Annotated in this window: 22 protein-coding genes; 13 read left to right on the top strand and 9 right to left on the bottom strand. The window is 67.8% G+C overall.

The features are described from left to right. Positions 1-173: 173 nt before the first annotated feature. From sufB to AB4070_RS02845, 7 genes are all read left to right on the top strand, one after another. The gene (gene sufB, locus AB4070_RS02875; RefSeq protein ID WP_021200759.1) at positions 174-1,592 is read left to right on the top strand and encodes a Fe-S cluster assembly protein SufB; all 1,419 of its coding nucleotides are present in this window, start codon (positions 174-176) and stop codon (positions 1,590-1,592) included. Beyond that, positions 1,593-2,798 carry a Fe-S cluster assembly protein SufD gene (sufD, locus tag AB4070_RS02870; protein ID WP_441978814.1) on the top strand — a complete coding sequence of 402 codons (1,206 nt, stop codon included), beginning with the start codon at positions 1,593-1,595 and terminating at the stop codon, positions 2,796-2,798. Continuing rightward, positions 2,795-3,121 carry a non-heme iron oxygenase ferredoxin subunit gene (locus tag AB4070_RS02865; protein WP_441978813.1) on the top strand — a complete coding sequence of 109 codons (327 nt, stop codon included), beginning with the start codon at positions 2,795-2,797 and terminating at the stop codon, positions 3,119-3,121. The genes sufD and AB4070_RS02865 overlap by 4 nt, the downstream gene beginning before the upstream one ends. Before the next feature lie 3 nt (positions 3,122-3,124). Further along, positions 3,125-3,895 (top strand): Fe-S cluster assembly ATPase SufC, encoded by a 771-nt coding sequence (sufC, locus tag AB4070_RS02860; RefSeq protein ID WP_046749145.1) that lies wholly within the window; start codon positions 3,125-3,127, stop codon positions 3,893-3,895. A 9-nt stretch (positions 3,896-3,904) separates the two neighbouring features. Beyond that, entirely contained in the window at positions 3,905-4,234 is a 330-nt protein-coding gene (locus AB4070_RS02855; protein WP_021200756.1) for a metal-sulfur cluster assembly factor, read from the top strand. Between the two features lie 92 nt (positions 4,235-4,326). Then, positions 4,327-5,481: a MalY/PatB family protein gene (locus AB4070_RS02850; protein ID WP_441978812.1), complete on the top strand. Its 1,155-nt coding sequence runs from the start codon at positions 4,327-4,329 to the stop codon at positions 5,479-5,481. Beyond that, the gene (locus AB4070_RS02845) at positions 5,478-6,848 is read left to right on the top strand and encodes an MFS transporter (RefSeq protein ID WP_441978811.1); all 1,371 of its coding nucleotides are present in this window, start codon (positions 5,478-5,480) and stop codon (positions 6,846-6,848) included. The genes AB4070_RS02850 and AB4070_RS02845 overlap by 4 nt, the downstream gene beginning before the upstream one ends. On the opposite strand, the gene AB4070_RS02840 is transcribed toward AB4070_RS02845, so the two are convergent. Continuing rightward, positions 6,811-7,395 (bottom strand): TetR family transcriptional regulator, encoded by a 585-nt coding sequence (locus AB4070_RS02840; RefSeq protein ID WP_441978810.1) that lies wholly within the window; start codon positions 7,393-7,395, stop codon positions 6,811-6,813. The genes AB4070_RS02845 and AB4070_RS02840 overlap by 38 nt on opposite strands. A gap of 65 nt (positions 7,396-7,460) precedes the next feature. Here AB4070_RS02840 and AB4070_RS02835 point away from each other — a divergent pair, with 65 nt between their 5' ends. Together AB4070_RS02835 and AB4070_RS02830 are read left to right on the top strand one after the other, a co-directional pair. Continuing rightward, the gene (locus tag AB4070_RS02835) at positions 7,461-8,159 is read left to right on the top strand and encodes an energy-coupling factor ABC transporter ATP-binding protein (RefSeq protein WP_441978809.1); all 699 of its coding nucleotides are present in this window, start codon (positions 7,461-7,463) and stop codon (positions 8,157-8,159) included. Continuing rightward, the gene (locus AB4070_RS02830) at positions 8,156-8,749 is read left to right on the top strand and encodes an energy-coupling factor transporter transmembrane component T family protein (protein ID WP_441978808.1); all 594 of its coding nucleotides are present in this window, start codon (positions 8,156-8,158) and stop codon (positions 8,747-8,749) included. The genes AB4070_RS02835 and AB4070_RS02830 overlap by 4 nt, the downstream gene beginning before the upstream one ends. Position 8,750: 1 nt before the next feature. Here AB4070_RS02830 and AB4070_RS02825 read toward each other — a convergent pair whose 3' ends face one another. The 4 genes from AB4070_RS02825 to AB4070_RS02810 form a co-directional block, all read right to left on the bottom strand. Continuing rightward, positions 8,751-10,085: an acyltransferase family protein gene (locus AB4070_RS02825; protein WP_441978807.1), complete on the bottom strand. Its 1,335-nt coding sequence runs from the start codon at positions 10,083-10,085 to the stop codon at positions 8,751-8,753. A 162-nt stretch (positions 10,086-10,247) separates the two neighbouring features. Continuing rightward, entirely contained in the window at positions 10,248-10,919 is a 672-nt protein-coding gene (locus tag AB4070_RS02820; protein ID WP_282845909.1) for a response regulator, read from the bottom strand. Next, positions 10,916-12,316, bottom strand: coding sequence for a sensor histidine kinase (locus AB4070_RS02815; RefSeq protein WP_441978806.1), 1,401 nt, complete (start codon positions 12,314-12,316; stop codon positions 10,916-10,918). Before AB4070_RS02815 ends, AB4070_RS02820 begins: the two co-directional genes overlap by 4 nt. 5 nt (positions 12,317-12,321) lie before the next feature. Beyond that, positions 12,322-12,939, bottom strand: coding sequence for a DedA family protein (locus tag AB4070_RS02810; RefSeq protein ID WP_441978805.1), 618 nt, complete (start codon positions 12,937-12,939; stop codon positions 12,322-12,324). A gap of 163 nt (positions 12,940-13,102) precedes the next feature. Between AB4070_RS02810 and abc-f the strand changes: the two genes are divergently transcribed. The 4 genes from abc-f (at position 13,103) to AB4070_RS02790 (ending at position 19,049) form a co-directional block, all read left to right on the top strand. Beyond that, the gene (gene abc-f / locus AB4070_RS02805) at positions 13,103-14,701 is read left to right on the top strand and encodes a ribosomal protection-like ABC-F family protein (RefSeq protein ID WP_017202270.1); all 1,599 of its coding nucleotides are present in this window, start codon (positions 13,103-13,105) and stop codon (positions 14,699-14,701) included. A gap of 319 nt (positions 14,702-15,020) precedes the next feature. Beyond that, positions 15,021-17,966: an InlB B-repeat-containing protein gene (locus AB4070_RS02800; protein ID WP_441978804.1), complete on the top strand. Its 2,946-nt coding sequence runs from the start codon at positions 15,021-15,023 to the stop codon at positions 17,964-17,966. Positions 17,967-17,991: 25 nt separating this feature from the next. Beyond that, complete coding sequence (locus tag AB4070_RS02795) at positions 17,992-18,615, top strand: pyridoxamine 5'-phosphate oxidase family protein (protein WP_441978803.1); 624 nt, start codon at positions 17,992-17,994, stop codon at positions 18,613-18,615. Beyond that, entirely contained in the window at positions 18,612-19,049 is a 438-nt protein-coding gene (locus AB4070_RS02790; RefSeq protein WP_441978802.1) for a cupin domain-containing protein, read from the top strand. Before AB4070_RS02795 ends, AB4070_RS02790 begins: the two co-directional genes overlap by 4 nt. Positions 19,050-19,065: 16 nt before the next feature. Here the strand turns inward: AB4070_RS02790 and AB4070_RS02785 are convergent, their stop codons facing one another. From AB4070_RS02785 to AB4070_RS02770, 4 genes are read right to left on the bottom strand one after another with little or no spacing between them, the layout of a single operon-like run. Next, positions 19,066-19,878 (bottom strand): SURF1 family cytochrome oxidase biogenesis protein, encoded by an 813-nt coding sequence (locus tag AB4070_RS02785; protein WP_441978801.1) that lies wholly within the window; start codon positions 19,876-19,878, stop codon positions 19,066-19,068. Further along, positions 19,875-20,069, bottom strand: a complete 195-nt coding sequence (locus AB4070_RS02780) for a hypothetical protein (protein WP_046749137.1) — start codon at positions 20,067-20,069, stop codon at positions 19,875-19,877. Before AB4070_RS02780 ends, AB4070_RS02785 begins: the two co-directional genes overlap by 4 nt. Next, positions 20,066-20,413, bottom strand: coding sequence for a DUF3099 domain-containing protein (locus tag AB4070_RS02775; protein ID WP_441978800.1), 348 nt, complete (start codon positions 20,411-20,413; stop codon positions 20,066-20,068). Before AB4070_RS02775 ends, AB4070_RS02780 begins: the two co-directional genes overlap by 4 nt. Positions 20,414-20,468: 55 nt before the next feature. Next, the gene (locus AB4070_RS02770) at positions 20,469-21,047 is read right to left on the bottom strand and encodes a DUF4190 domain-containing protein (protein ID WP_441978799.1); all 579 of its coding nucleotides are present in this window, start codon (positions 21,045-21,047) and stop codon (positions 20,469-20,471) included. Between the last annotated feature and the right edge of the window lie 82 nt (positions 21,048-21,129).

The following is a 21,129-nucleotide window of genomic DNA, read 5'->3' as shown; positions in this document are numbered from 1 at the left end:
GAATCGGATTGTTGCGATGGGCGCTGACAGCGCTGAAGCATCGTCAACAGTTTAGGCGCGATGGAAGCGCCGGTGATGAGGGCCCACCAACGGCACCCGCTCCCGCAGACTCGACGGGGATCAGGTGTGTCGGGGCGGATGACACCGTTTGGGACCTGTGAGGAGAGTGTTGGATGTCGGATGTGCTGATCGACCGCCCGGAGCTTGACGGTCTGGGGGTGTACGAATTCGGCTGGCACGATGAGGATGCTGCGGGTGCCATCGCGAAACGCGGCATCTCCGAAGATGTCGTCCGGGGGATCTCGAGCCTCAAGAACGAACCCGAATGGATGCTGAAGACCCGGCTCAAGGGATACCAGCTCTTCGGGCGCAAGCCGATGCCGACCTGGGGCGCCGACCTCAGCGAGATCGACTTCGACAACATCAAGTACTTCGTCCGCTCCACCGAGAAGCAGGCGCAGACGTGGGAAGACCTTCCCGCCGAGATCCGTGAGACCTACGAGCGTCTGGGCATCCCCGAGGCCGAGCGCCAGCGCCTGGTCGCCGGAGTCGCCGCGCAGTACGAGTCCGAGGTCGTGTACCACCAGATCCGCGAGGACCTCGAGGCTCAGGGCGTCATCTTCATGGACACCGACACCGCTCTGCGCGAGCACCCCGAGTTCTTCGAGGAGTACTTCGGCACGGTCATCCCCGCCGGTGACAACAAGTTCGCCGCGCTGAACACCGCCGTCTGGTCGGGCGGATCGTTCGTCTACGTCCCCAAGGGCGTGCACGTCGAGATTCCGCTGCAGGCCTACTTCCGCATCAACACCGAGAACATGGGCCAGTTCGAGCGGACCCTGATCATCGCCGACGAGGACAGCTACGTCCACTACATCGAGGGCTGCACGGCGCCGATCTACAAGTCGGACTCCCTGCACTCGGCCGTCGTCGAGATCATCGTGAAGAAGAACGCCCGCGTGCGCTACACGACGATCCAGAACTGGTCGAACAACGTCTACAACCTCGTCACCAAGCGTGCCGTGGCCTACGAGGGCGCGACCATGGAGTGGGTCGACGGCAACATCGGCTCCAAGGTGACGATGAAGTACCCGTCGATCTACCTGATGGGCGAGCACGCGAAGGGCGAGACCCTGTCCGTCGCCTTCGCCGGACCCGGTCAGCACCAGGACGCGGGCGCGAAGATGATCCACATGGCGCCGTACACGCAGTCGTCGATCGTCTCGAAGTCGATCGCACGCGGTGGCGGCCGTGCCGGCTACCGTGGCGAGGTCCGAGTCGATGCCGCTGCGCACCACTCCGCGAACACTGTGCGCTGCGACGCACTGCTCGTGGACACGAAGTCGCGCTCCGACACCTACCCGGCGATCGACATCCGTGTCGACGACGTGCAGCTGGGGCACGAGGCCACGGTCTCCAAGGTCAGCGAGGAGCAGCTCTTCTACCTGCAGTCCCGCGGCATGCCCGAGGACGAGGCCATGGCGATGATCGTGCGCGGCTTCATCGAGCCGATCGCCCGAGAGCTGCCGATGGAGTACGCCATGGAACTGAACAAGCTCATCGAGATGGGCATGGAAGGATCGGTCGGCTAAATGGCGGCCTCGACGACAGCGCCCAGTGAGGCGCAGCACACGAACGCGCACATCGATCCGGCGGCTCAGGTCGCGGCAGCGGGCTTCGTCCCGGTGCAGACCCGCTCCGAACGTCCGTACTCGTTCGAACCTTCCGACTTCGGTGCTCCGACCGGGCGTGAGGTCAACTGGAAGCACACCCCCGTGGCGAAGCTCGGCGGGCTGTTCGCCGACGAAGCCGGCGACGACGACGCCGTGACCTACGGTCTCAACGAGGTCGAGGCGTTCCTCGAGCCTTCGGAGGGGGAAGACGGTCCCTATGGGGAGTTCTTCCGTCCGGAAGATCTTCCCAGCGCCCTGGCGTGGAAGCACGGCCCGCGCGGCCTGCACATCCAGCTTCCGGCCGATGTCGAGCTCAGCGAGCCGATCACGGTCCCCATCGAGGGTGCGGGAGCGGACAAGCGCGCTTTCGGCCAGATCCTCATCGAGGCGCGGCCGCACTCGCGCGGAACCATCGTCCTCGACCACTCGGGCTCCGCGCAGTACGCGCAGAACGTCGAGATCATCGTGCGCGACGGGGCCAGCCTGACGGTCATCAGCCTGCAGCGCTGGGACGATGATGCGGTGCACGCCGCGGCGCACCAGGCGACCGTCGGTGCCGACGCCACGCTGAAGCACTTCGTCATCAGCTTCGGCGGCGGTGTCGTGCGCGTGAACCCGAGCGTCGAGCTCACCGGTGCCGGATCCGAGGGATACCTCTACGGGCTGTCCTATGCCGATGGCGGTCAGCACCTCGAGAGCCAGGTCTACCTGCACCACAAGGGTGCGCACACCAAGGGCGATGTCCTCTACAAGGGCGCGCTGCAGGGTGAGGGCGCACACAGTGTCTGGATCGGCGACGTGCTGATCGGCGCCGACGCCACGGGCACCGACTCCTACGAGGCGAACCGCAACCTGGTGCTGACCGAGGGTGCTCGTGCCGACTCGATCCCGAACCTCGAGATCGAGACCGGCGACATCCTGGGAGCCGGGCACGCCAGTGCGACCGGTCGTTTCGACGACGAGCAGCTGTTCTACCTGCAGGCTCGCGGTATCACCGAGGAGGAGGCCCGTCGTCTGGTCGTGCTCGGATTCCTCACCGATATCGTGCAGCGCCTCGGCATCCCCGCCCTCGAGACCGAGTTGCTGGCGGCCATCGAGGCGGAGCTCGCCGAGGTGAGCGCATGACCGCCGAACGCGTCTGCGGCGTCTCCGACCTCGAACAGGACACGCCTCTGCGCGTGGACCCGGGCGGGGTGCCCATCACGGTGATCAAGGACGGTGAGGGAGTGATCCACGCCATCGGCGACACCTGCACCCACGGCGACATCTCGCTGTCCGAGGGCTTCGTGGAGGGCGACACGGTGGAGTGCTGGGCACACGGCTCCGCGTTCTCCCTCCTCACCGGCAAGCCCCAGAATCTCCCCGCGTATGAGCCGGTCCCGGTCTACGTCGTCCAGATCGACGGCGACGACGTGCTCATCGATCCGACTGTGATTAAGGAAGTCTGAAGAATGTCTGTTCTCGAGATCCGCGACCTGCATGTGACGGTCGAGACCGAGGCGGGGACCACCCCGATCCTCAACGGAATCAACCTCACCATGAACACGGGTGAGACCCACGCGATCATGGGCCCCAACGGCTCCGGCAAGTCGACGCTGGCGTACACGATCGCCGGTCACCCGAAGTACACGGTGACGTCCGGTTCGATCACGTTCGACGGTCAGGATGTGCTGGAGATGAGCGTCGACGAGCGGGCCCGTGCCGGCCTGTTCCTCGCGATGCAGTACCCGGTGGAGATCCCCGGCGTGACGGTGACGAACTTCCTCCGCACGGCCAAGACCGCCCTCGACGGCGAAGCGCCGGCGATCCGCGGCTGGACCAAGGACGTCAAGGAGGCCATGTCGAACCTGCGCATGGACCCGAAGTTCGCGCAGCGCAACGTCAATGAGGGTTTCTCCGGTGGTGAGAAGAAGCGCCACGAGATCCTCCAGCTCGAGGTGCTGAAGCCGAAGTTCGCCGTGCTCGACGAGACCGACTCCGGCCTCGACGTCGACGCGCTCAAGATCGTCTCCGAGGGCGTCAACCGCGCGAAGGAGTCCACCGGACTCGGCGTGCTGCTGATCACGCACTACACCCGTATCCTCCGCTACATCCGCCCCGACTTCGTCCACGTGGTGGTCGCGGGAAAGATCGTCGAAGAGGGCGGCCCCGAGCTCGCCGACCGGCTGGAGAACGAGGGATACGACCGTTTCCTCGACCCTGCAGCCCCCATCGAGGCGTAGGCTGATCGCATGACAGCGACCCTCACGGACGAGAAGTACGACGCGGTCACCGAGGCTCTCAAAGACGTCATGGACCCCGAGCTCGGGATCAACGTCGTCGACCTCGGCCTCATCTACGACCTCGCCTGGGATGACGAGAACGACGCTCTCGTCATCCACATGACGCTGACCAGCGCCGGCTGCCCGCTCACGGATGTGCTCGAGGACCAGACTGCTCAGGCACTGGACAGCGTTGTCGATCGCTTCCGGATCAACTGGGTCTGGATGCCGCCGTGGGGTCCGGAGCGGATCACGGACGACGGGCGCGACATGATGCGCGCTCTCGGATTCGCGATCTGACCTCACAGAACGTCATGCAGGACGAAGCGGGCGCGACTACGCGCCCGCTTCGCTGACTCCGCACCGGTGCGGGGCGAGACTCGGGAGAACGAATGCTTCAGGTGAAAGCCCTGCCCTTGACCGAGCTTCGCGAGCGTACGAGCGAGAAGTGGCGCGAGTATCCGGCCGACGTGCTTCCCCTGTTCGTCGCCGAGACCGACTTCCCCCTCGCGCCCGCTGTCACGGCGGCCCTGCAGCGTGCGGTCGAGATCGGCGACACCGGCTACATGGCGTCGAGGACTCCTCTCGCGGAGGTCTTCTCGGACTTCGCGTCCCGACGTTACGGCTGGGAGCCTGACCCCGCGCGAATCCGCAGCACGGCGGATGTGAGCATGGGGATCGTCGAGATCCTGCGCCGTGTCACGCAGCCGGGGGAGCGCGTGGTGGTGACGCCACCTGTCTACCCACCCTTCTACGATCTGGTCGCCGAAGCCGGTGCAGAGGTCGAACGGGTTCCCCTCCGCGACACCGGGACCCGGTGGGAGCTGGACCTGGACGGGATCCGTGCCGCCTTCGAAGACGGAGCGACGGCCATCCTGCTCTGCAACCCGCACAACCCCACCGGCACGGTGCACGGCCGCGACAGCCTCACTGCTCTCGCGGAGCTCGCCGACGAGTTCGGTGTCGCCGTGGTGTCGGACGAGATCCACGCCCCGCTCGCCCAGCCGGGGTCGGGGTTCACGCCTTTCCTCGCGGTGAGCGACGCCGCGCAGCGGGTGGGGTACGCGCTCGTGAGTGCGAGCAAGGCGTTCAACCTCGCCGGACTCAAGTGCGCCCTCATGGTCACGGCCGGCGACGAGACGAGCGCCGTGGTGCGCGGACTCCCGGTCGAGGTCGAATGGCGCACCGGCCAGTTCGGCCTGCTGGCCGCTGTCGCCGCGTTCTCGGAGGAGAGCGACGAATGGCTCGACGGGCTGCTGCGCACTCTGGACGAGAACCGGCTGCTGCTCGAGGACCTGCTCGCCGCGCACCTCCCCGGAGCGCGGTACCGCATCCCCGATGCCGGCTACCTGGCGTGGATCGACCTCACCACGTTGGAGTGGGGCGACAACCCGGCCAGACGGATTCTGAAGGACGCGAAGGTCGCCCTGCACTTCGGGCCCGCCTTCGGCGCGGAGGGTGCAGGTCACGTGCGGTTGAACTTCGGCACCAGTCCGGAGATCATCACCGAGGCCATCGAGCGCATCGCGTCGCTCGTCGGGCGATGACCGCCCCGTCCGAGGCCGCGACGATCTGGGACCGTCACCGCATCTGGGTGACTCTCGGCGCGGTCGCACTGATCTTCCTTGCGGCGATCGAGGCTCTCGCCGTCACGACCGTCATGCCCATCGTGAGCGCGGCCCTGGATGGAGAGGCGCTCTATGCCGTCGCCTTCGCGGGGACGCTGGCCACGAGCGTGATCGGCATGGTCGCGACCGGGGCATGGTCTGACGCCCGGGGTCCCCGCGGCGCGCTGTACGTCGCCGTGTCGCTCTTCATCATCGGCCTGCTGATCTCGGGTTTCGCCGTCACGATGCACCAGTTCCTGATCGGGCGACTGGTGCAGGGGCTCGGGACGGGTGGACAGACGGTCGCGCTGTATGTCGTGGTCGCGCGGCTGTACCCGCCCCACCTGCACGGGCGCATCTTCGCCGCCTTCGCGGCGGCCTGGGTCGTGCCGTCGATGGTCGGTCCGTTCCTCGCGGGAGCCGTCGCCGAGTATCTCGACTGGCGCTGGGCCTTCCTCGGCGTGGCGGTGCTCACCGCCACGGCTTTCCTCATGATCGCGGTGCGCCTCCGTGGAGTCGACCTCGGGCAGGGGGAGCCGCAGGATCGGACGGCACTCGTCGTCCGGCTGCTGCTCGCGGTGGTGGTCGCAGTGCTCGCCGTCGTCATCGGCTTCTCAGCCGAGATGGAGCCGTCGATCGGGTGGCCCGTCGCGGTCGGAGCCGTGCTGGCGATCGGGTTCGCGGTGCTGCCGCTGTTGCCGCAGCGCACGCTTCGAGCCGGTCCCGGGCTGCCCAGCGTCGTGCTGATGCGTGGCATCGTCGCCGGTGCGTTCTTCGCCGCGGAGGCGTACATCCCGTATCTGCTCATGAGGAAGTTCGACTTCAGTGCGACCTGGGCGGGCATCGCCCTGATGCTGGCAGCGCTGGCGTGGGCGGGCGCCTCAGCCCTGCAGGGTCGGTTCGGAGAGCGTCTGGGCAACCACCGCATCACGGCGATCAGCCTGGGCTCGCTGCTGATCGCGATGCTGTGCGTGCTCGTCGCTGCGGTGTTCGACGTCTCGCCCGCTCTGGTGGTCATCGGCTGGGCATTCGCCGGCGGTGGGATGGGCCTGCTCTACCCGCGCCTGACCGTGTTGACGCTCGCGTACTCGAACGAGACCAATCAGGGGTTCAACTCGTCAGCGCTGTCGATCTCGGACGCCTCAGGATCGGCTGTCGCCATCGCGCTCGCGGGTCTCGGTGTGGCGACGCTCGGTGGCGGAGCCGGGGCGTTCAGTGCCGTCTTCGCTTTCTGCATCGCCCTCGTGGCGCTGGCTGTGGTGCCCGGTCTCAGGCTCGGGCACGCGGCCGAGTCTCCGGCGACCTGAGCGCTCCCGCCAGGGCAGCTACTCCGAGATCGAAGACGCGGTCGAGTCCGGCGGTGACATCGGCGTCCTCCGCGGCCGGGAGGGCGCCGTGGCTGTCGGCATGCATGCGCTGCTGCACGAGCGTGGCGTGTCCCAGGACGAAGTGGAGGATGGCGATTCCTCGATCCTCGGCATCCGAGGCTCCTTGTGCGCGCAACGTGTCGACCAGAGCCTTCTGCGCAGTGGAGGAACCGAGCTGGAGTGCGTAGGTGCTGAGGACCAGCTCGGCTCCGTCGCGATAGGCGAAGAGGGCATCGCGGATGCCGCGCGCCGTGACGATGATGTCCGTCCCGCCGTGCGGTATCGACGCGGTGATCCGGTCGGCGAGCTCGGCGAGCAGTTCCTGCTTGTTCGCGAAGTGCCAGTAGAGGGCGCTCGGCTGCAGATCGAGGCCCGCGGCGATACGCCGCATCGAGAGGTCGGCGAGTCCGACCTCGTCGAGCAGAGCGAGCGCGCGGCGTGCCACGCTGTCCCGATCGTGTCGGGCCGGATTGGGCTCTGGGCTCATGCTCCGATTATAGTGAACGACGTTCAGGTGAACAGTGTTCAGGTTGCGACGCGGAGGAAGCAGCGGTGGAGAGTTCCTCATCGATCGGACCGGCCCCGATCGCCCTCGACCGGGTGTCGGTCGAGCTCGACGGGCGCATGGTGCTGCACGACGTCAGCGTCGGGTTGACCGCACGGACGACGGCGGTGATCGGGGCCAACGGCTCAGGCAAGTCGACCTTCGCGCGCCTCCTCAACGGCCTCGTCGCTCCGCGAGACGGAACCGTCTCGGTGCACGGACTCGACACCGTTCGAGAGCGGGCCGCGGTGCGCAAGCTCGTCGGTTTCGTCTTCACCAACCCTGATGCGCAGATCCTGATGCCGACCCCGGCCGAGGATCTCGCGCTCTCGCTCCGAGGGCGGTCGAAGTCCGACGTCTCCGCGCGCGTGAGGGAGACGCTCGCGGCGCACGGCCTTGCGGAGCACGCGGACGTTCCGGCATCCGCCTTGTCCGGCGGGCAGAAGCAGATGCTCGCCCTGGCTTCCGTGCTGATCGCCGACCCGCGGGTGATCGTCGCCGACGAGCCGACGACCCTGCTCGATCTGCGCAATTCCCGTCGCATCGCCGATCTCCTGCTCGGGGTCCAGGCGCAGATCGTCATCGTGACGCACGACCTCGAACTGGCCTCTCGCTGCGACACCGCGCTGCTCTTCGACGAGGGACGCATCGTGGCCTCTGGAGCCCCCTCGCATGTGATCGCTGCGTATCGGGCGGCGTGCGCGTGATCGCGCTGTATCACCCGGGGACGGGGATCGTGCACCGGGCGCCGGCTGCGCTCAAGCTCGGGATGCTGGCGGTCGGAGCGCTCGTCCTGTCACTGTATCCGCATGATCCGGTGAGCATCGCGGTCGCGCTCCTCGTGGTGCTGGGGCTCTACCGCGTGAGTGGACTCCCGTTCCGCGTGCTCGCCGCCGAGGTGTGGCGCCTGCGCTGGATCGTGCTCGTGCTCGCTGCCGCTCTCCTGATCTTCGTGTCGCCCGAGGCGGCATGGATCAGCACGGGACGGGTGGTCGCGGTGCTGCTCCTCGCCGGTCTGCTCACTCTGACCACGAGGATGTCAGCGCTGCTCGAGGTCCTGCAACAGCTGCTGCGACCGTTGCGTCGGCTCGGAGTCGATCCGGAGGCGGTCGCCCTGACGATCTCCCTGACCCTCACGACCGTCCCGGTGATCACGGGGTTCGCCATGCGTGTGCGGGAGGCGGAGCAGGCTCGCGGTGCGCGGCTGGGTATCCGCACGGTGGTGCCGTTGCTCGTGCTCGCTCTCAAGCACGCGGACGATGTCGGAGACGCGCTGGCAGCCAGGGGCCTCGGCTGACTCACGCGAGGACCGGCGTGACGGGGACCGGTGCGACGGGGACCGGCGACGGTCGTTTCCCTGCCGACCGCGGAGTCGGGACTGTCGCCAGACGCAGAGAACCAGCGATCAGCGCGAGTGCGATCAGGGCGGTTGCGACGGACGTGCCGAGAACCAGCAGCAGGACGATCCCCGCCAGGGCGCTGAGAGTGCTGGTGACGATGCGACCGAGCGAAGACGTGGAGGCGGGTGCGGACTGCGTTTCGAACCGGGTGAACGCGACGGCGACGACGGCTGTGAGGGTGAGCGCGGTCGCGAGCCACAGCGGTCGTCCCGTCCACCACGCCGCGCTGTCCAGTGCCGGGAGCGCGGCGCCGGTCAGGAGCGCGAACGCGGCGGTCGAGCCCGCCATCAACAGCAATACGGGCATGTGCCAGAGGTAGATCGTCATGGTCCGCACCGTCACGAAGGCGGTGAACGCGGCCACGCGCGGCTGTCGGCTGAATCGCTCGAGACGCTCACGGTGCAGGGAGAGCAGACTCGTGTGCGCGACCCCCACGAGGAGGAGGGCAGCCGTCGGGGGATTGATGTTCGCGATGAGGTCGGGGGAGTAGACGCCGACGACGAAGGTCATGAGGAGCGCGAAGACGGCAGCGAGGCCCGCAGCGATGCGGATCCGTCGGCTGAGACGCTCGATGCGTCCGTCGGCGAGGAAGAAGCCGAGCTGCTGGAGGGTCATCCAGACGAAGGCGAGGTTCAGGAAGCCCAGGCCCTCGATGCCGGAGGCTCCACGGAGGACGTCGATCACGATCGCCGCAGCGGCGAGTGCGCCGATGGTCCACAGCGGCGCACGCTGGTGGGCGGCGGCGAAGAGGGGGAGAAGCGCCTGGCAGAGGAGGAAGACCCCGAGGAACCAGAGAGGCTGGCCGTAGCGGAAGCCGGCCGTCGCGATGAGGTCGGCGGGCACGCCGAAGATCGTGAGCAGAGCGAGCGCGAGGCCGACGACCGCGATCGTCAGGATCGCCGGCCGCAACAGCCGGTGCACGCGGCCGGCGACGAATCCGACTGCCGTGCCACCGCGCTGCCGCATCCGCTGATGGGCGAGGAATCCGGAGAATCCGCCGATCACGAAGAACAGCGGCATCACCTGCAGGAGCCAGCTCAGCGGAGCGATCCACGCGGTGTCGTCGCTGGCGTTCTCGAAGACCGGACCGGAATCGCCGACGGTGACGCCCACCATGATCGCGTGCAGCAGCACGACGCCGAGCACGCAGAGAGCCCGCAGGAAGTCGATGCCCGTATCGCGGGATGTGCGCGGCGCGGCGGCTGCGACGGGCGGTGTCTGGACGATGGCCATGAGTCCTCCTCGGAAGCGGTGTTCCAGGAGACTATGGACGCGGTGCGGGCGGGGACATCACCCTCGGGTCCCGTCGTACCCCCTACGACGGGATGAGTCGAGGCGATGCGTCGAGGCGATGAGTCGAGGCGATGAGCCGACGGGATTCCACGGCGGGACGCGTCAGGACGAAGGCTCGACGAGCCCGGTGTCGTAGGCCAGGATCACGGCGTGCACGCGGTCACGGAGGTTCAGCTTGGCGAGCACCTTGCCGACATGTGTCTTGACGGTCTGCTCGGCGATGAACAGGTCGGCGGCGATCTCGGTGTTGGAGCGCCCTCGTCCGATGAGCACGAGTACTTCCCGTTCGCGGTCGGTGAGGTCGGCGAGCGCCGTCGCCGTGCGTGGAGTCCGGGGTCGGCGTCCGGCGAACTGCTCGATCATGCGTCGTGTCACGCTGGGAGCGAGGAGAGCATCACCGCCGGCGACGACGCGCACGGCGTGCACGAGCTCCTCCGGCAGCGCATCCTTCAGTAGGAAACCGCTGGCACCGGCCTCGAGTGCGTCGTACACGTAGTCATCGATGTCGAACGTCGTGAGCATGATGATCCGCGGGACATGCGCCGCGGGGTATGAAGGCCCGAGGATGCGACGAGTGGCTTCGATGCCGTCCAGTTCCGGCATCCGCACGTCCATGAGGATCACGTCGGGGTCGAGGCGTGCCGCGAGCGTGACCGCCTCCGCACCGTCGGCCGCTTGGCCGGCCACCCTGATGCCGTCGTGGGCGTCGAGGAGTGCCCCGAAACCGGCACGGACCATGGCCTGGTCATCGGCGATGAGCACGTTGATCGTCACGAGTGTTCCTTGTTGTGGGAGGCGGTGTTGTGGGAGGCGGTGTTGTGGGAGGCGGTGTTGTGAGGGGTGGTGTCGTGACGGGCGGTGTCGTGAGGGGTGGCATCGAGAGGGGTGGCGTCGAGAGGGGTGGCAGATGAAGGAAGATCGGCCGGCGATCGATCATGCGGGCCGACTGTCCCGTCCGGACTGACCGGGAGGACGGCCTCGACCTCCCAACCTCCGTCGGTCGAGGGGCCGGCGGACAGGCTCCCGCCGAGGAGTTCCGCGCGTTCCCGCATGCCGCGCAGACCGTATCCGCCGCCGTGACCGTCCGGAAGGCGGGGCGGGGCGGTGTTGTGCACCACGATCCGGATCGATCGGGACTCGCCGCGCACGCGCACGGCGATCCGGGCCCCAGGGGCGTGACGGACGGCGTTGCTCAGGGCCTCCTGGACGATGCGGAAGGCGGCGATCTGGACCGCGGGCATTGCCGCCGTGGCGGCGTCCCCACCCTCCAGGACGAGTCCGACCTCGACGCCGGCGCGGCGGATGCTGTCGACCAGGGAGGGGATGTCATCGATGCCCTGCTGCGGGGCGAGCTCGGCAGTCTGGTCCTCGGTGCGCAGCACGCCGAGCATGCGCCGCATCTCGGTGAGCGAACTCCGCGCGGTCGCTGCGATGTCGTCGAACTCCGCGACGGCCGCGTCATCCAGTCCGGAGATGCGGTACTTCGCGGTCGAGGCCTGCACCTGGATCACCGACATGCTGTGCGCCACGACGTCGTGCAGCTCGCGCGCGATCCTCGTGCGTTCCTCCACGAGTGCGCGTCTGGCCTCCTCGAGTGCGCTGTGCTCCCTCTCCCGTGAAAGCTCGGCCGCCACCCTGACGCGTCCCGCGATCAGTGAAGCGATCAGGAACATTGCCGAGGCGAGGGAGGTCGTCACGATGAGGTCGGCGGTGGCGCTGGCGGACGATTCCGGCACAGCCACCATGTCGGGGCGGAGTATCGGTGAGACCAGCGAGGCGATCGCCCCGAGGATCAGCGCGAACGCGCCGAGCCGCGCACCGTGGAGGAACGTGACGACTCCGACGAACAGGATGAATGTCAGCAGAGCAGGGACCGACCAGGGCCACGGGGAAGCGATCGCGAGCTCGGGAACGACGGTGAGCGGAAGAGCGAGGGCCGCTGCCGTGAAGAGGCCGACGGCCCAGCGAGGATGAGAGATCGCCAGCAGTGGGGAGGCGCACAGCGCCGCTCCGAGGATGAACGACAACGGGACGGGTGTGCCGTACAGGACGCTCTGCAGCGAGACGAGCACCGTGAACAGCGCCACCACTGCCGCGCACAGTGCCACGAAGGCGGCGGTGCGACGGCTGATGCGTGTTCGGCGAGGTGAACGCTCGCGGCGGCGTGCCATGGCTCTCATCCTGCCAGTTGAGGCGCCGCGGCACGGCGGCGGCGGGCGGCGGCGATCCGATCGATCACCAGACCGACGAGCAGAGCGACGACGATGCCGAGCCCCGCGCTGAGCAGAGGCTGGTCCTTGATCCAGGCGCCGGCGAGCAGACCGATGACGAGACTGAACACGCTCCAGCTGATTCCGGCGATCAGGCTCAAAGGGAGGAATCGCCGCCAGGGGAAGTCGAGAGCCCCGGCCGACATGTTGACCGCCACCCTTCCGACGGGGATGTACCTGGCACCGAGGATCAACGTGGCGCTGCGACGGTCGAGTGCGCATTGGGCATGCGCGAATGCTGCGGCGACGCGCGGTCTGCGCATCCAGGCGAAGCGGGTGGTGCCCAGCCCTCGTCCGATCAGGAACGCGATGTTGTCACCGATCGCCGCCCCGATCGCCGCCACCGCCCCGAGAAGGAGGAGATTTCCCTCACCCGTCGAGGCAGCCACGGCGGCTGCGGCCACGAGCACGGTCTCGCTGGGCACCGGGGGGAAGAAGCCGTCGACGATGGTGACGGCGAACAGCACCAGGTACAGCCAGGGCGAGGCGATGGCCTGCATGATCAGGTCGTTGAGGATGTCCACTCCGGCACGTTATGCGGGGAGTGAGGGGGCCGGCATCCCACCGGAGTATCGGCGTGCTCACTCTTCAGGTTGATCTTGCTGACCGCGACTCCCGGCGACGCGGCTTATACTGGGAGGCTGGCCGATCGGCCGAACACCCTCCCCGAAAGAACGGACGTCCGCTGTGCTTGCCGTGCACGACCTCGAGATCCGCGTTGGCGCGCGCCTGCTGATGGAGAACGTCTCGTTCCGCGTCGCCGACGGAGACAAGATCGGACTCGTCGGCCGCAACGGGGCCGGGAAGACCACGCTCACCAAGGTGCTCGCCGGCGACGTGCTGCCGTCCGGCGGAAGCGTGACCCGCTCCGGCGAACTGGGCTACCTTCCGCAGGACCCGCGTTCGGGTAACCCCGAAGACCTCGCGCGCACACGCATCCTCGACGCCCGTGGGCTCGGTCAGCTCAACCTCGGGATGACGGAGGCGGCCCTCGCGATGGGCTCGGACGACCCCGCGGTGGCCGACAAGGCGATGAAGCGCTACGCCCGGCTCACCGAGCAGTTCGAGGCCCAGGGCGGCTATGCGGCGGAGGCGGAGGCGGCGTCCATCGCCAACAACCTGTCGCTTCCCGACCGCATCCTCGACCAGCCGCTGTCGACCCTCTCCGGTGGACAGCGTCGCCGCATCGAGCTCGCGCGGATCCTCTTCTCCGACGCGCAGACGATGATCCTCGACGAGCCGACCAACCACCTCGACGCCGACAGTGTCGTGTGGCTGCGCGAGTTCCTCAAGGGCTACAAGGGCGGGCTGATCGTGATCAGCCATGACGTGGAACTCGTCGGGGAGACGGTCAACCGCGTCTTCTACCTCGACGCGAACCGTCAGGTCATCGACACGTACAACATGAACTGGAAGAACTACCTGCGACAGCGGGTGGCCGACGAGGAACGCCGCAAGAAGGAGCGCGCGAACGCCGAGAAGAAGGCCACGACCCTGCAGCTGCAGGCGGCCCGTTTCGGTGCGAAGGCCTCGAAGGCGGCTGCGGCGCATCAGATGATCGCGCGTGCGGAGAAACTGCTCGCGGGGCTCGACGAGGTTCGTCAGGAAGACCGGGTCGCGAAGCTGCGCTTCCCGAAGCCGGCCCCCTGCGGCAAGACCCCGATGATGGCGTCCGGCCTTTCGAAGTCGTACGGCTCGCTCGAGATCTTCACCGATGTCGATCTGGCGATCGATCGTGGGTCCAAGGTCGTCGTCCTCGGGCTCAACGGCGCCGGCAAGACCACGTTGCTGCGGATGCTCGCCGGCGTCGATCAGCCCGATACCGGGCAGCTCGAGCCGGGACACGGCCTCAAGGTCGGCTACTACGCCCAGGAGCACGAGAACCTCGACGTGAATCGCTCGGTGCTGGAGAACATGGTCTCGGCCGCTCCGCACATCACCGAGACCGAGGCGCGCAAGGTGCTCGGGTCGTTCCTGTTCACCGGCGACGATGTGCTGAAGCCTGCAGGGGTCCTGTCGGGTGGGGAGAAGACGCGTCTGTCGCTCGCGACGCTCGTCGTGTCGTCGGCGAACCTGCTGCTGCTCGACGAGCCGACCAACAACCTCGATCCCGCCTCCCGAGAAGAGATCCTCGGCGCGCTCGCGCACTACGAGGGCGCTGTCGTGCTCGTGTCGCACGACCCCGGTGCGGTGCAGTCGCTCAACCCCGAGCGTGTGCTGATCCTGCCCGACGGTGTCGAGGACATCTGGAGCCAGGAGTACCAGGACCTCATCGAGCTCGCGTGACGTCGGAATCATCGACCCCCACCGACCCCTCGGACACGTGCCTCTAGCCGCGTGACCGTCGCGATGGCACACTGTAACGATCTGTTCGTACGGTGACGTCGGGGGAGGTGACGGCATCAGGTTCACGAGAAATCGTCTGAGAGCGGCTGCCGCCGCTCTCGCGATCGCGCTGATCTCTCCAGCGGTCGTCGCTCTGCCTGCGTTCGCGGCCGCTCCGGTCGGTGGGCCTTCCACACCGGGCATCTGGAATTACCACACGGTCATCTTCCGCTCGCTCGACGCCGAGGTCTCCCGCGTCGACGTCGTGGACGGTGGTCTCGTGCCGCGCCAACCCGCGCCCCCCGCGGGTGACGGCATCTTCGACGGATGGGTGACGCAGTCGGGCGGCGTCGAGGTGCCGTTCGAATTCGCGACCACGGTCGTCACGACCGACCTCGTGGTCGATGCCCGCTTCGCCGACGTCTTCACCGTCCAGTTCCTGGCGGGGCCGAGCGGTGACGACGCGCGAAGAGTGATCGACGCCGACGAAGTGCGGAATGGGCAGCCGCTCGGAGAGATCGCTCCCGACGTCGTGCACGTCCCCGAAGGCCAGGTCTTCACAGGGCAGTGGTATCGGCAGGGGGACAGCACGCAGACGCCGTACGACTTCTCCTCTCCGGTCACATCCGACCTCCGCCTCATCCCGAAGCTGGCCTCGGGTTTCGCCGTCTCCTTCATCACCGATGGGACGGCGGTGAATCCCGTCTTCGTGATCGAGCCGGACACGGCTTTCACAGAGGCGGATCTGGCCGCCGTTGCGGAACCGACGCGAACCGGATATGCGTTCGACCGGTGGTGGGCGGACGAAGCGCGCTCCTTGCCGCTCACGTTCCCGATCACAGCGGCGACCACGCTCTACGCGGGCTGGACCGGTCAGAGCGTCGAGTACCACGTCAGCTACTGGCTGGAGAAGGCGAATGTCGTCCCCGACGTCTATCCCGCTCCGGTCTTCAGCCCGGCGGGCGAGCCGGTCCCCGACTGGGGAGCGGCTGACGGCGCCCTCAGCCCTGCCCAGCTCGCCGACCCCGCGACGTACACGTTCCTGGACGACATCGCGTCCAGCGCGATCGCCGGGGCGACCGTCGCAGGACCGACCGCGAAGGGGCAGATCCCGGTCAGCATCCAGGAGCTGGTGCGCGCTCAACTCGATCCCGCGGTCGTCCAGTCCGATCCGCTCGCCTTCGCCGATCTCGCGGTGAGTCAGCAGGATGTCGTCGTGCGCGGCGACGGATCGACCGTGGTCAACGTGTATCTCACACGAGCGCTGTGGAGAGCCGACTTCGTACTCATCGCGCCTGGCAGCTCTGCGAACGTCCCGGCTGCGTGCAACGCTGCGGGCACCTACGACGTGACGATGGACGTGAGCGGCACGGACTACTTCCGGTCGACGGTGCCGGGCGGAGGACAGCTGTTGGGCACGTTCTCGGTGCGCGAGAAGATCGGGTTCAACATGCAGGCCGCGGGCGTGGCGCCCGTCCCGCTCTCGCAGTCGGACGGGTCCAGCATGATCACCGCTTACGATGCAGGCACACAGGATCAGAACTGTGTGCTGCGCGGGTGGGGACCGCAGCAGTTCACCCCGGAGACGTTCACCGCGAGCTACACCGGAGTGGCGGCAGATGCCGGGTCGGTGGACCTCGGCGCGCGCACCATGGCCATGACGGGCAAGATGGCCGCGTCGAGCACCCAGGTCCTGACGCAGCGCTACGACTTCGTGGAGTCGCTGGACCAGTCGCAGAATGCGCCGGACGTGGTCCTCGGCCCTGACGGCACCCCCAATGACCCCGTGCGCGTGGCGACGCTCTACAACAACGACAAGACGACGGTACGACAGGCGATCGAACCGGGGCATCAGATCTTCGGCACCTATCGCACGCCGTGGTACTGGGCATCGGTGGGCGATCGTCAGGTCGCCGGTGTGATCGACGGGTACTCGTCTTTCGTCGGCTACGGGACGGGCGTCAACACGCACGGCAACTACTTCCAGCTGGATTCGGCTTCGGGGCACCTGTATCAGCTCAACAACAGTCGGAACACGAACGACGCATACCGGTATCAGTTCTACAGTCGTAACACCTACACCCTCACCTTCGTCACGGGTGGGGGTACCGCGATCCCGCCTGTGAGCGGGATCCCGTACGAGAGTTCGCTGGAGGCTATGGCGCCCGCCGATCCGACCAGAGGACGCGACATCTTCCTCGGGTGGTTCACCGATTCCGCCTTCAACGTGCCGTTCACGTTCGAGGGTGCGACGATGCCGGCGAGCAACCTGGCCCTGTACGCGAAATGGCTGACGGACCCGCATACCGTCGAATTCTTCGACCACCCGTCGTCTCCTGCACCGCTGGCGGATCTCACACAGACCGTCGAGGATCAGGCGACGGTCGCGGCACCGGATCCGTTGCCGCCGCAGCCGGACGGACAGACCTTCGTCGGCTGGTACCAGCGCACGGAGACCGGCTACTTCGTCCCGTACGACTTCGACACACCCGTCGGCTCGGATCTCGAGCTCTACGCACGCTGGCAGCAGCCGGTGGGCGCTCCATTCACGATCACTTACGACGGCGGAGGGAATACGGGCGGCACGGTGCCGGTCGATCCGTACACGTACGACACCGGTTCGAGCGCCATCGTCGCCGACGGGTCCTCTCTCACCCGTGGCGATGAGGTGTTCGTCGGATGGAGCAAGCCGTCCATGGCCGTCGCCCGCATCATCACCAGCCCCGTGCCCCGAGACGGGTTGTACCAGGTGAAGCGCACGATCAGATTCTCGGGTGCCGACCTCACTCTGGTCGCGACATACGCCGATCCGGATCCTCGGTTCTCGGTGACGTTCCACGAGAACGCCGGTGACCGTGCGGAGGCGATCTGGGACGGGCCTCCCGGGGCGTCTGTCACCTACCCCGGGGCATCAGACCTCGGATTCGTCGGCGCCGGCACCGCCTTCCTGGGGTGGTCGACATCGCCGACCGCGGTTGAAGCCGATCCGGCGTTCGACCGTCTCACGGTCTCCGATCTCGCCGCTGACCTGGTCCTGTACGCGGTCTGGGAGTCCGGTCCGCCCTCGCCTTCGCCATCTCCCACACCGTCCTCGCCCTCCACCGGTAACCTGCCGACCACGGGTGGCGACGCCCCGTGGGGCGCGGCTCTGCTGGGCGTGCTTCTGCTTGTCGCCGGGGTCGGTGCGGTACTCGTGCGGCGCCGTCACCGTTCCGACGCCGAATGATCGGAACCGTGGCATAGTCGAGAACATGCCGACGGACCCCCGATCGCCCTCATCCGATACCGGGAGCTGGCTGCGTGCACAAGCGGCGCTCACCGGTGTCGCGCCAGCGCTCGATGTCACGGAACTTCCCGTCGACCCGGTTCCGCTCTTCCTGGACTGGATCCGACATGCGGTTACCGCCGGAGTCCCCGAGCCCCATGCGGCGACCCTGGCGACGGTCGACGGAGACGGCATACCGGATGCTCGGACGCTGATCCTCAAGAACGTCGACGCGCGAGGGTGGGCCTTCGCCGGTGCGCGTTTGTCTCGCAAAGGGCGACAGATCGCGAGCAACCCTGTCGGAGCGCTGAACTTCTGGTGGCAGCCGCTCGTGAGAGCCGTCCGTGTGCGTGGACGGGTTCAGGAGGCTGGAGAGGCCGAGAGCGCTGCCGATCTCGCGGCGCGGTCTGCGGCGGCAAGGGCGGGCATCGCGCCGGGGGACTGGGCCCTGTGGAGGCTCGTGCCGACCCGCGTCGAGTTCTGGCAAGGGGCAGCCGACCGTGATCACACGCGGATCGTGTATCGGAGAACGGAAGCCGCGTGGGATTTCACGGTGGCAGGGGCCGCGGCCATGACCGGGACGACGGTCGGAGAGGGAGAGCACGCATGAGCGGCTATCAGGTGGTGGAGATCGGAGCGCTCGAGGAATGGCGCGCGCATCACGGCGGCTTCGACGCCGCGCGTTCGCGGGATGGGCGTCGTGTCGTGGATCACGAACTGACGATGCAGTACATCGGGATGACCGCGAATGCCCTGCAGCCGGGGGAGGAAGCGGGGTACTGGCACGTGCACCGCAAGATCGAGGAGGTGTACGTCTTCCTCGATGGGCGAGGGCAGATGGGTCTCGACGATGATGTGGTGGAAGTAGGGCCGGGGACCGTGGTCCGGGTGGGGCAAGGGGTCGCCCGTACGTGGCGAGCACGGCCGGACAGCCCCGGCGAACTGCGGTGGCTCTGCCTTCGAGCGGGTGGGGAGGCGCTACCACCCCTTCCCGACGACAGCTCGCGACTGCCGGAGCGTCCCATGCCGTGGTCGGCGGAGTGACCGCGGCTGACGGCCGTCAGCGTACGTCGAGCAGCTCGTCCTCCACGTCGGCGTCATGGTCCTTGCGGCGGCTGACCTTGATCGGAGACGGCACGCCTTCGACCTCTTCGCGGTGCTTCACGATCTCCGTCCGGATGATGTAGCCGATGAAGATGAAGCCCATCAGCGCGAACAGGATCCACTGGATCGCGTACGACAGGTGCGGGCCGGGGTCATCCGTGGGGGAGTCGAATCCACCGAGACTGCCTCCGCCCGCGGGGCTCTCGCTGATGATGCGGCCGTAGGCGCCGGTGATCACATCGCCGTCGACGAGCTTGGCGATGGCCGGGAGGTTGATGGTCGGCACCTGACCCTCCGGGGCGCCGCGACCTGATGCCGGAAGCTGTTCGCCCGGTCGGAGGCGCACAGTGACCTCTGCCTCGCCCGTGGGCGGTGCCGGCACGGAATCCGGAGCGTCTCCGTCGCCCGGAGGCACCCAGCCCCGGTCGACGATGAACACGCGCCCGTCGGCGTCACGGAACGGCACCAGCACCTCGAAGGCGCTCGTCCCGCCGTGCGGGCGGTTTCGCACCAGCAGCTGCTTGTCACTCAGATACTCGCCCTGCAGGGTCACCGGGCGCCACTCATCCGAGGGGTCGAGAGCGCCGTCCTCCCCGATGAGGTCTGCCAGGGGGACAGGCTCGGCGTCGTAGTTCTGCTCGACGAGCTCGATCTGCGCGGCTCTCGTCTCGTTCCGCTCGAACTGCCAGTTCGACAGGAAGACACACGCGATCGCGAATCCGATGGCGATCAGCACGTAGACGCCCCACCGGATCACTCGCTGACTCATGCGGGAGCCCCGTCACGAACGGTCACCGGGAAGTCCCGCGCCGCGAGGTAGTCGCGGAGGTAGTCCACGTGCTCGTCGCACGCGAGCCAGATCTTCTCCCGGTCGGCGGCGTGGATGCGAGGGTTGCGCCATACGACCTGTCTGGTCGCCGCGCTCCGGCAGCCGGCGCGCGAGCATTCGAGCTCTGTCATCGGTCCTTCGGGCCTTCGTGGATCGTGAACACCTGGGGGCTGGTCGTCTCGTTCGCGATCGGGGCGGGCCCGGGACCCTCCAGCTCCTGTCGCGGCGACTCGGCTGTCATCTCGGTGCTGTCGCTGCCCGCGTTGGCGAACACCACGGCGATGTACGGGAGCACGGCCGCACTGATCCCGAAGACCCACGTGTACCACCCGTACGGCTGCACCAGCACCATCAGGGCGAAGCACGCGATGCGGATGGACATCGTGAGCACGTAACGACGCACACGGTGGTCACCCTCGTCCTGCGGAGACTGCGGCAGGGAGGTGACGGCCGGGACTTGACGCGCGTTCTTCACGATGTCTCAAGCCTACGCCGGTGCGGGCCTCCCGGCGTGCCGCTTCGGCCGCGGATCAGCGCGAGAAGATGAACGGCAGGCTGAAGGCTCCGACGAACAGGAAGCTGATGATCACGCTGATGAGCGTGAAGGCACCGATGGCGATCGCTGCGTAACCGAGGATCAGCCCGGCGATGGCCATTCCGCGTCCTGCGACGCTCGGATCGTTCTTGGTCTGCTTGATCGCCATATGGCCGGTGATGACGGCGGCGATGGAGGCGAGGATAGGGACGAACGCCCAGATCAGGACGACACCGGCGATGCCGCACACCAGGGATGTGATGGCCAGTCCGCTCGTGGGACGCGGTGGAGCAACCGGGTAGGCGGGTGCGCCGTAGGCTCCGTAGGGGGTCGCGGTCCCGGGGGTCGGCTGCACCGGCCACGCCTGCGGGGCGGGGGCGGGATACGCGGGAGGGGCACCGGGGTAGGCCTGACCGGGCTGCGGCGGCTGGACGGTCTGCGGCGGCTGGGGCGGGTACGGCGCGGTCGGATACGCGGGGAGGGCGGGGGCGGCCTGCGGGGCGCTCAGCGGGGCCGGCGGTTCCGGCGCGAACGGTGCGTCGCCTGGCGGGGGAGGAGTGGGGTTGTCGCTCACGATGGTGCCCTTTCGTCTCGATCAGGGTTCCAGCAGCGTCCGCATGTGTCAACGTCGCGGTGGTGGCCCGCGGCATCGTCGC

The sequence above is a fragment of the Microbacterium sp. 2RAF4 genome (assembly GCF_052115285.1).
GTDB lineage: Bacteria > Actinomycetota > Actinomycetes > Actinomycetales > Microbacteriaceae > Microbacterium > Microbacterium oxydans.
This window is presented reverse-complemented; position numbering and strand designations above follow the sequence as displayed.

Excerpts from the sequence above, each read along its gene's own strand:
- AB4070_RS02840 (WP_441978810.1), bottom strand. The coding sequence starts at position 7,395 with ATGAGCCCAGAGCCCAATCCGGCCCGACACGATCGGGACAGCGTGGCA.
- AB4070_RS02815 (WP_441978806.1), bottom strand. The coding sequence starts at position 12,316 with ATGGCACGCCGCCGCGAGCGTTCACCTCGCCGAACACGCATCAGCCGT.
- AB4070_RS02850 (WP_441978812.1), top strand. The coding sequence starts at position 4,327 with ATGCTTCAGGTGAAAGCCCTGCCCTTGACCGAGCTTCGCGAGCGTACG.
- AB4070_RS02780 (WP_046749137.1), bottom strand. The coding sequence starts at position 20,069 with ATGACAGAGCTCGAATGCTCGCGCGCCGGCTGCCGGAGCGCGGCGACC.
- AB4070_RS02795 (WP_441978803.1), top strand. The coding sequence starts at position 17,992 with ATGCCGACGGACCCCCGATCGCCCTCATCCGATACCGGGAGCTGGCTG.
- sufC (WP_046749145.1), top strand. The coding sequence starts at position 3,125 with ATGTCTGTTCTCGAGATCCGCGACCTGCATGTGACGGTCGAGACCGAG.
- AB4070_RS02825 (WP_441978807.1), bottom strand. The coding sequence starts at position 10,085 with ATGGCCATCGTCCAGACACCGCCCGTCGCAGCCGCCGCGCCGCGCACA.
- AB4070_RS02865 (WP_441978813.1), top strand. The coding sequence starts at position 2,795 with ATGACCGCCGAACGCGTCTGCGGCGTCTCCGACCTCGAACAGGACACG.
- AB4070_RS02855 (WP_021200756.1), top strand. The coding sequence starts at position 3,905 with ATGACAGCGACCCTCACGGACGAGAAGTACGACGCGGTCACCGAGGCT.
- sufD (WP_441978814.1), top strand. The coding sequence starts at position 1,593 with ATGGCGGCCTCGACGACAGCGCCCAGTGAGGCGCAGCACACGAACGCG.
- AB4070_RS02845 (WP_441978811.1), top strand. The coding sequence starts at position 5,478 with ATGACCGCCCCGTCCGAGGCCGCGACGATCTGGGACCGTCACCGCATC.
- AB4070_RS02790 (WP_441978802.1), top strand. The coding sequence starts at position 18,612 with ATGAGCGGCTATCAGGTGGTGGAGATCGGAGCGCTCGAGGAATGGCGC.
- AB4070_RS02785 (WP_441978801.1), bottom strand. The coding sequence starts at position 19,878 with ATGAGTCAGCGAGTGATCCGGTGGGGCGTCTACGTGCTGATCGCCATC.
- sufB (WP_021200759.1), top strand. The coding sequence starts at position 174 with ATGTCGGATGTGCTGATCGACCGCCCGGAGCTTGACGGTCTGGGGGTG.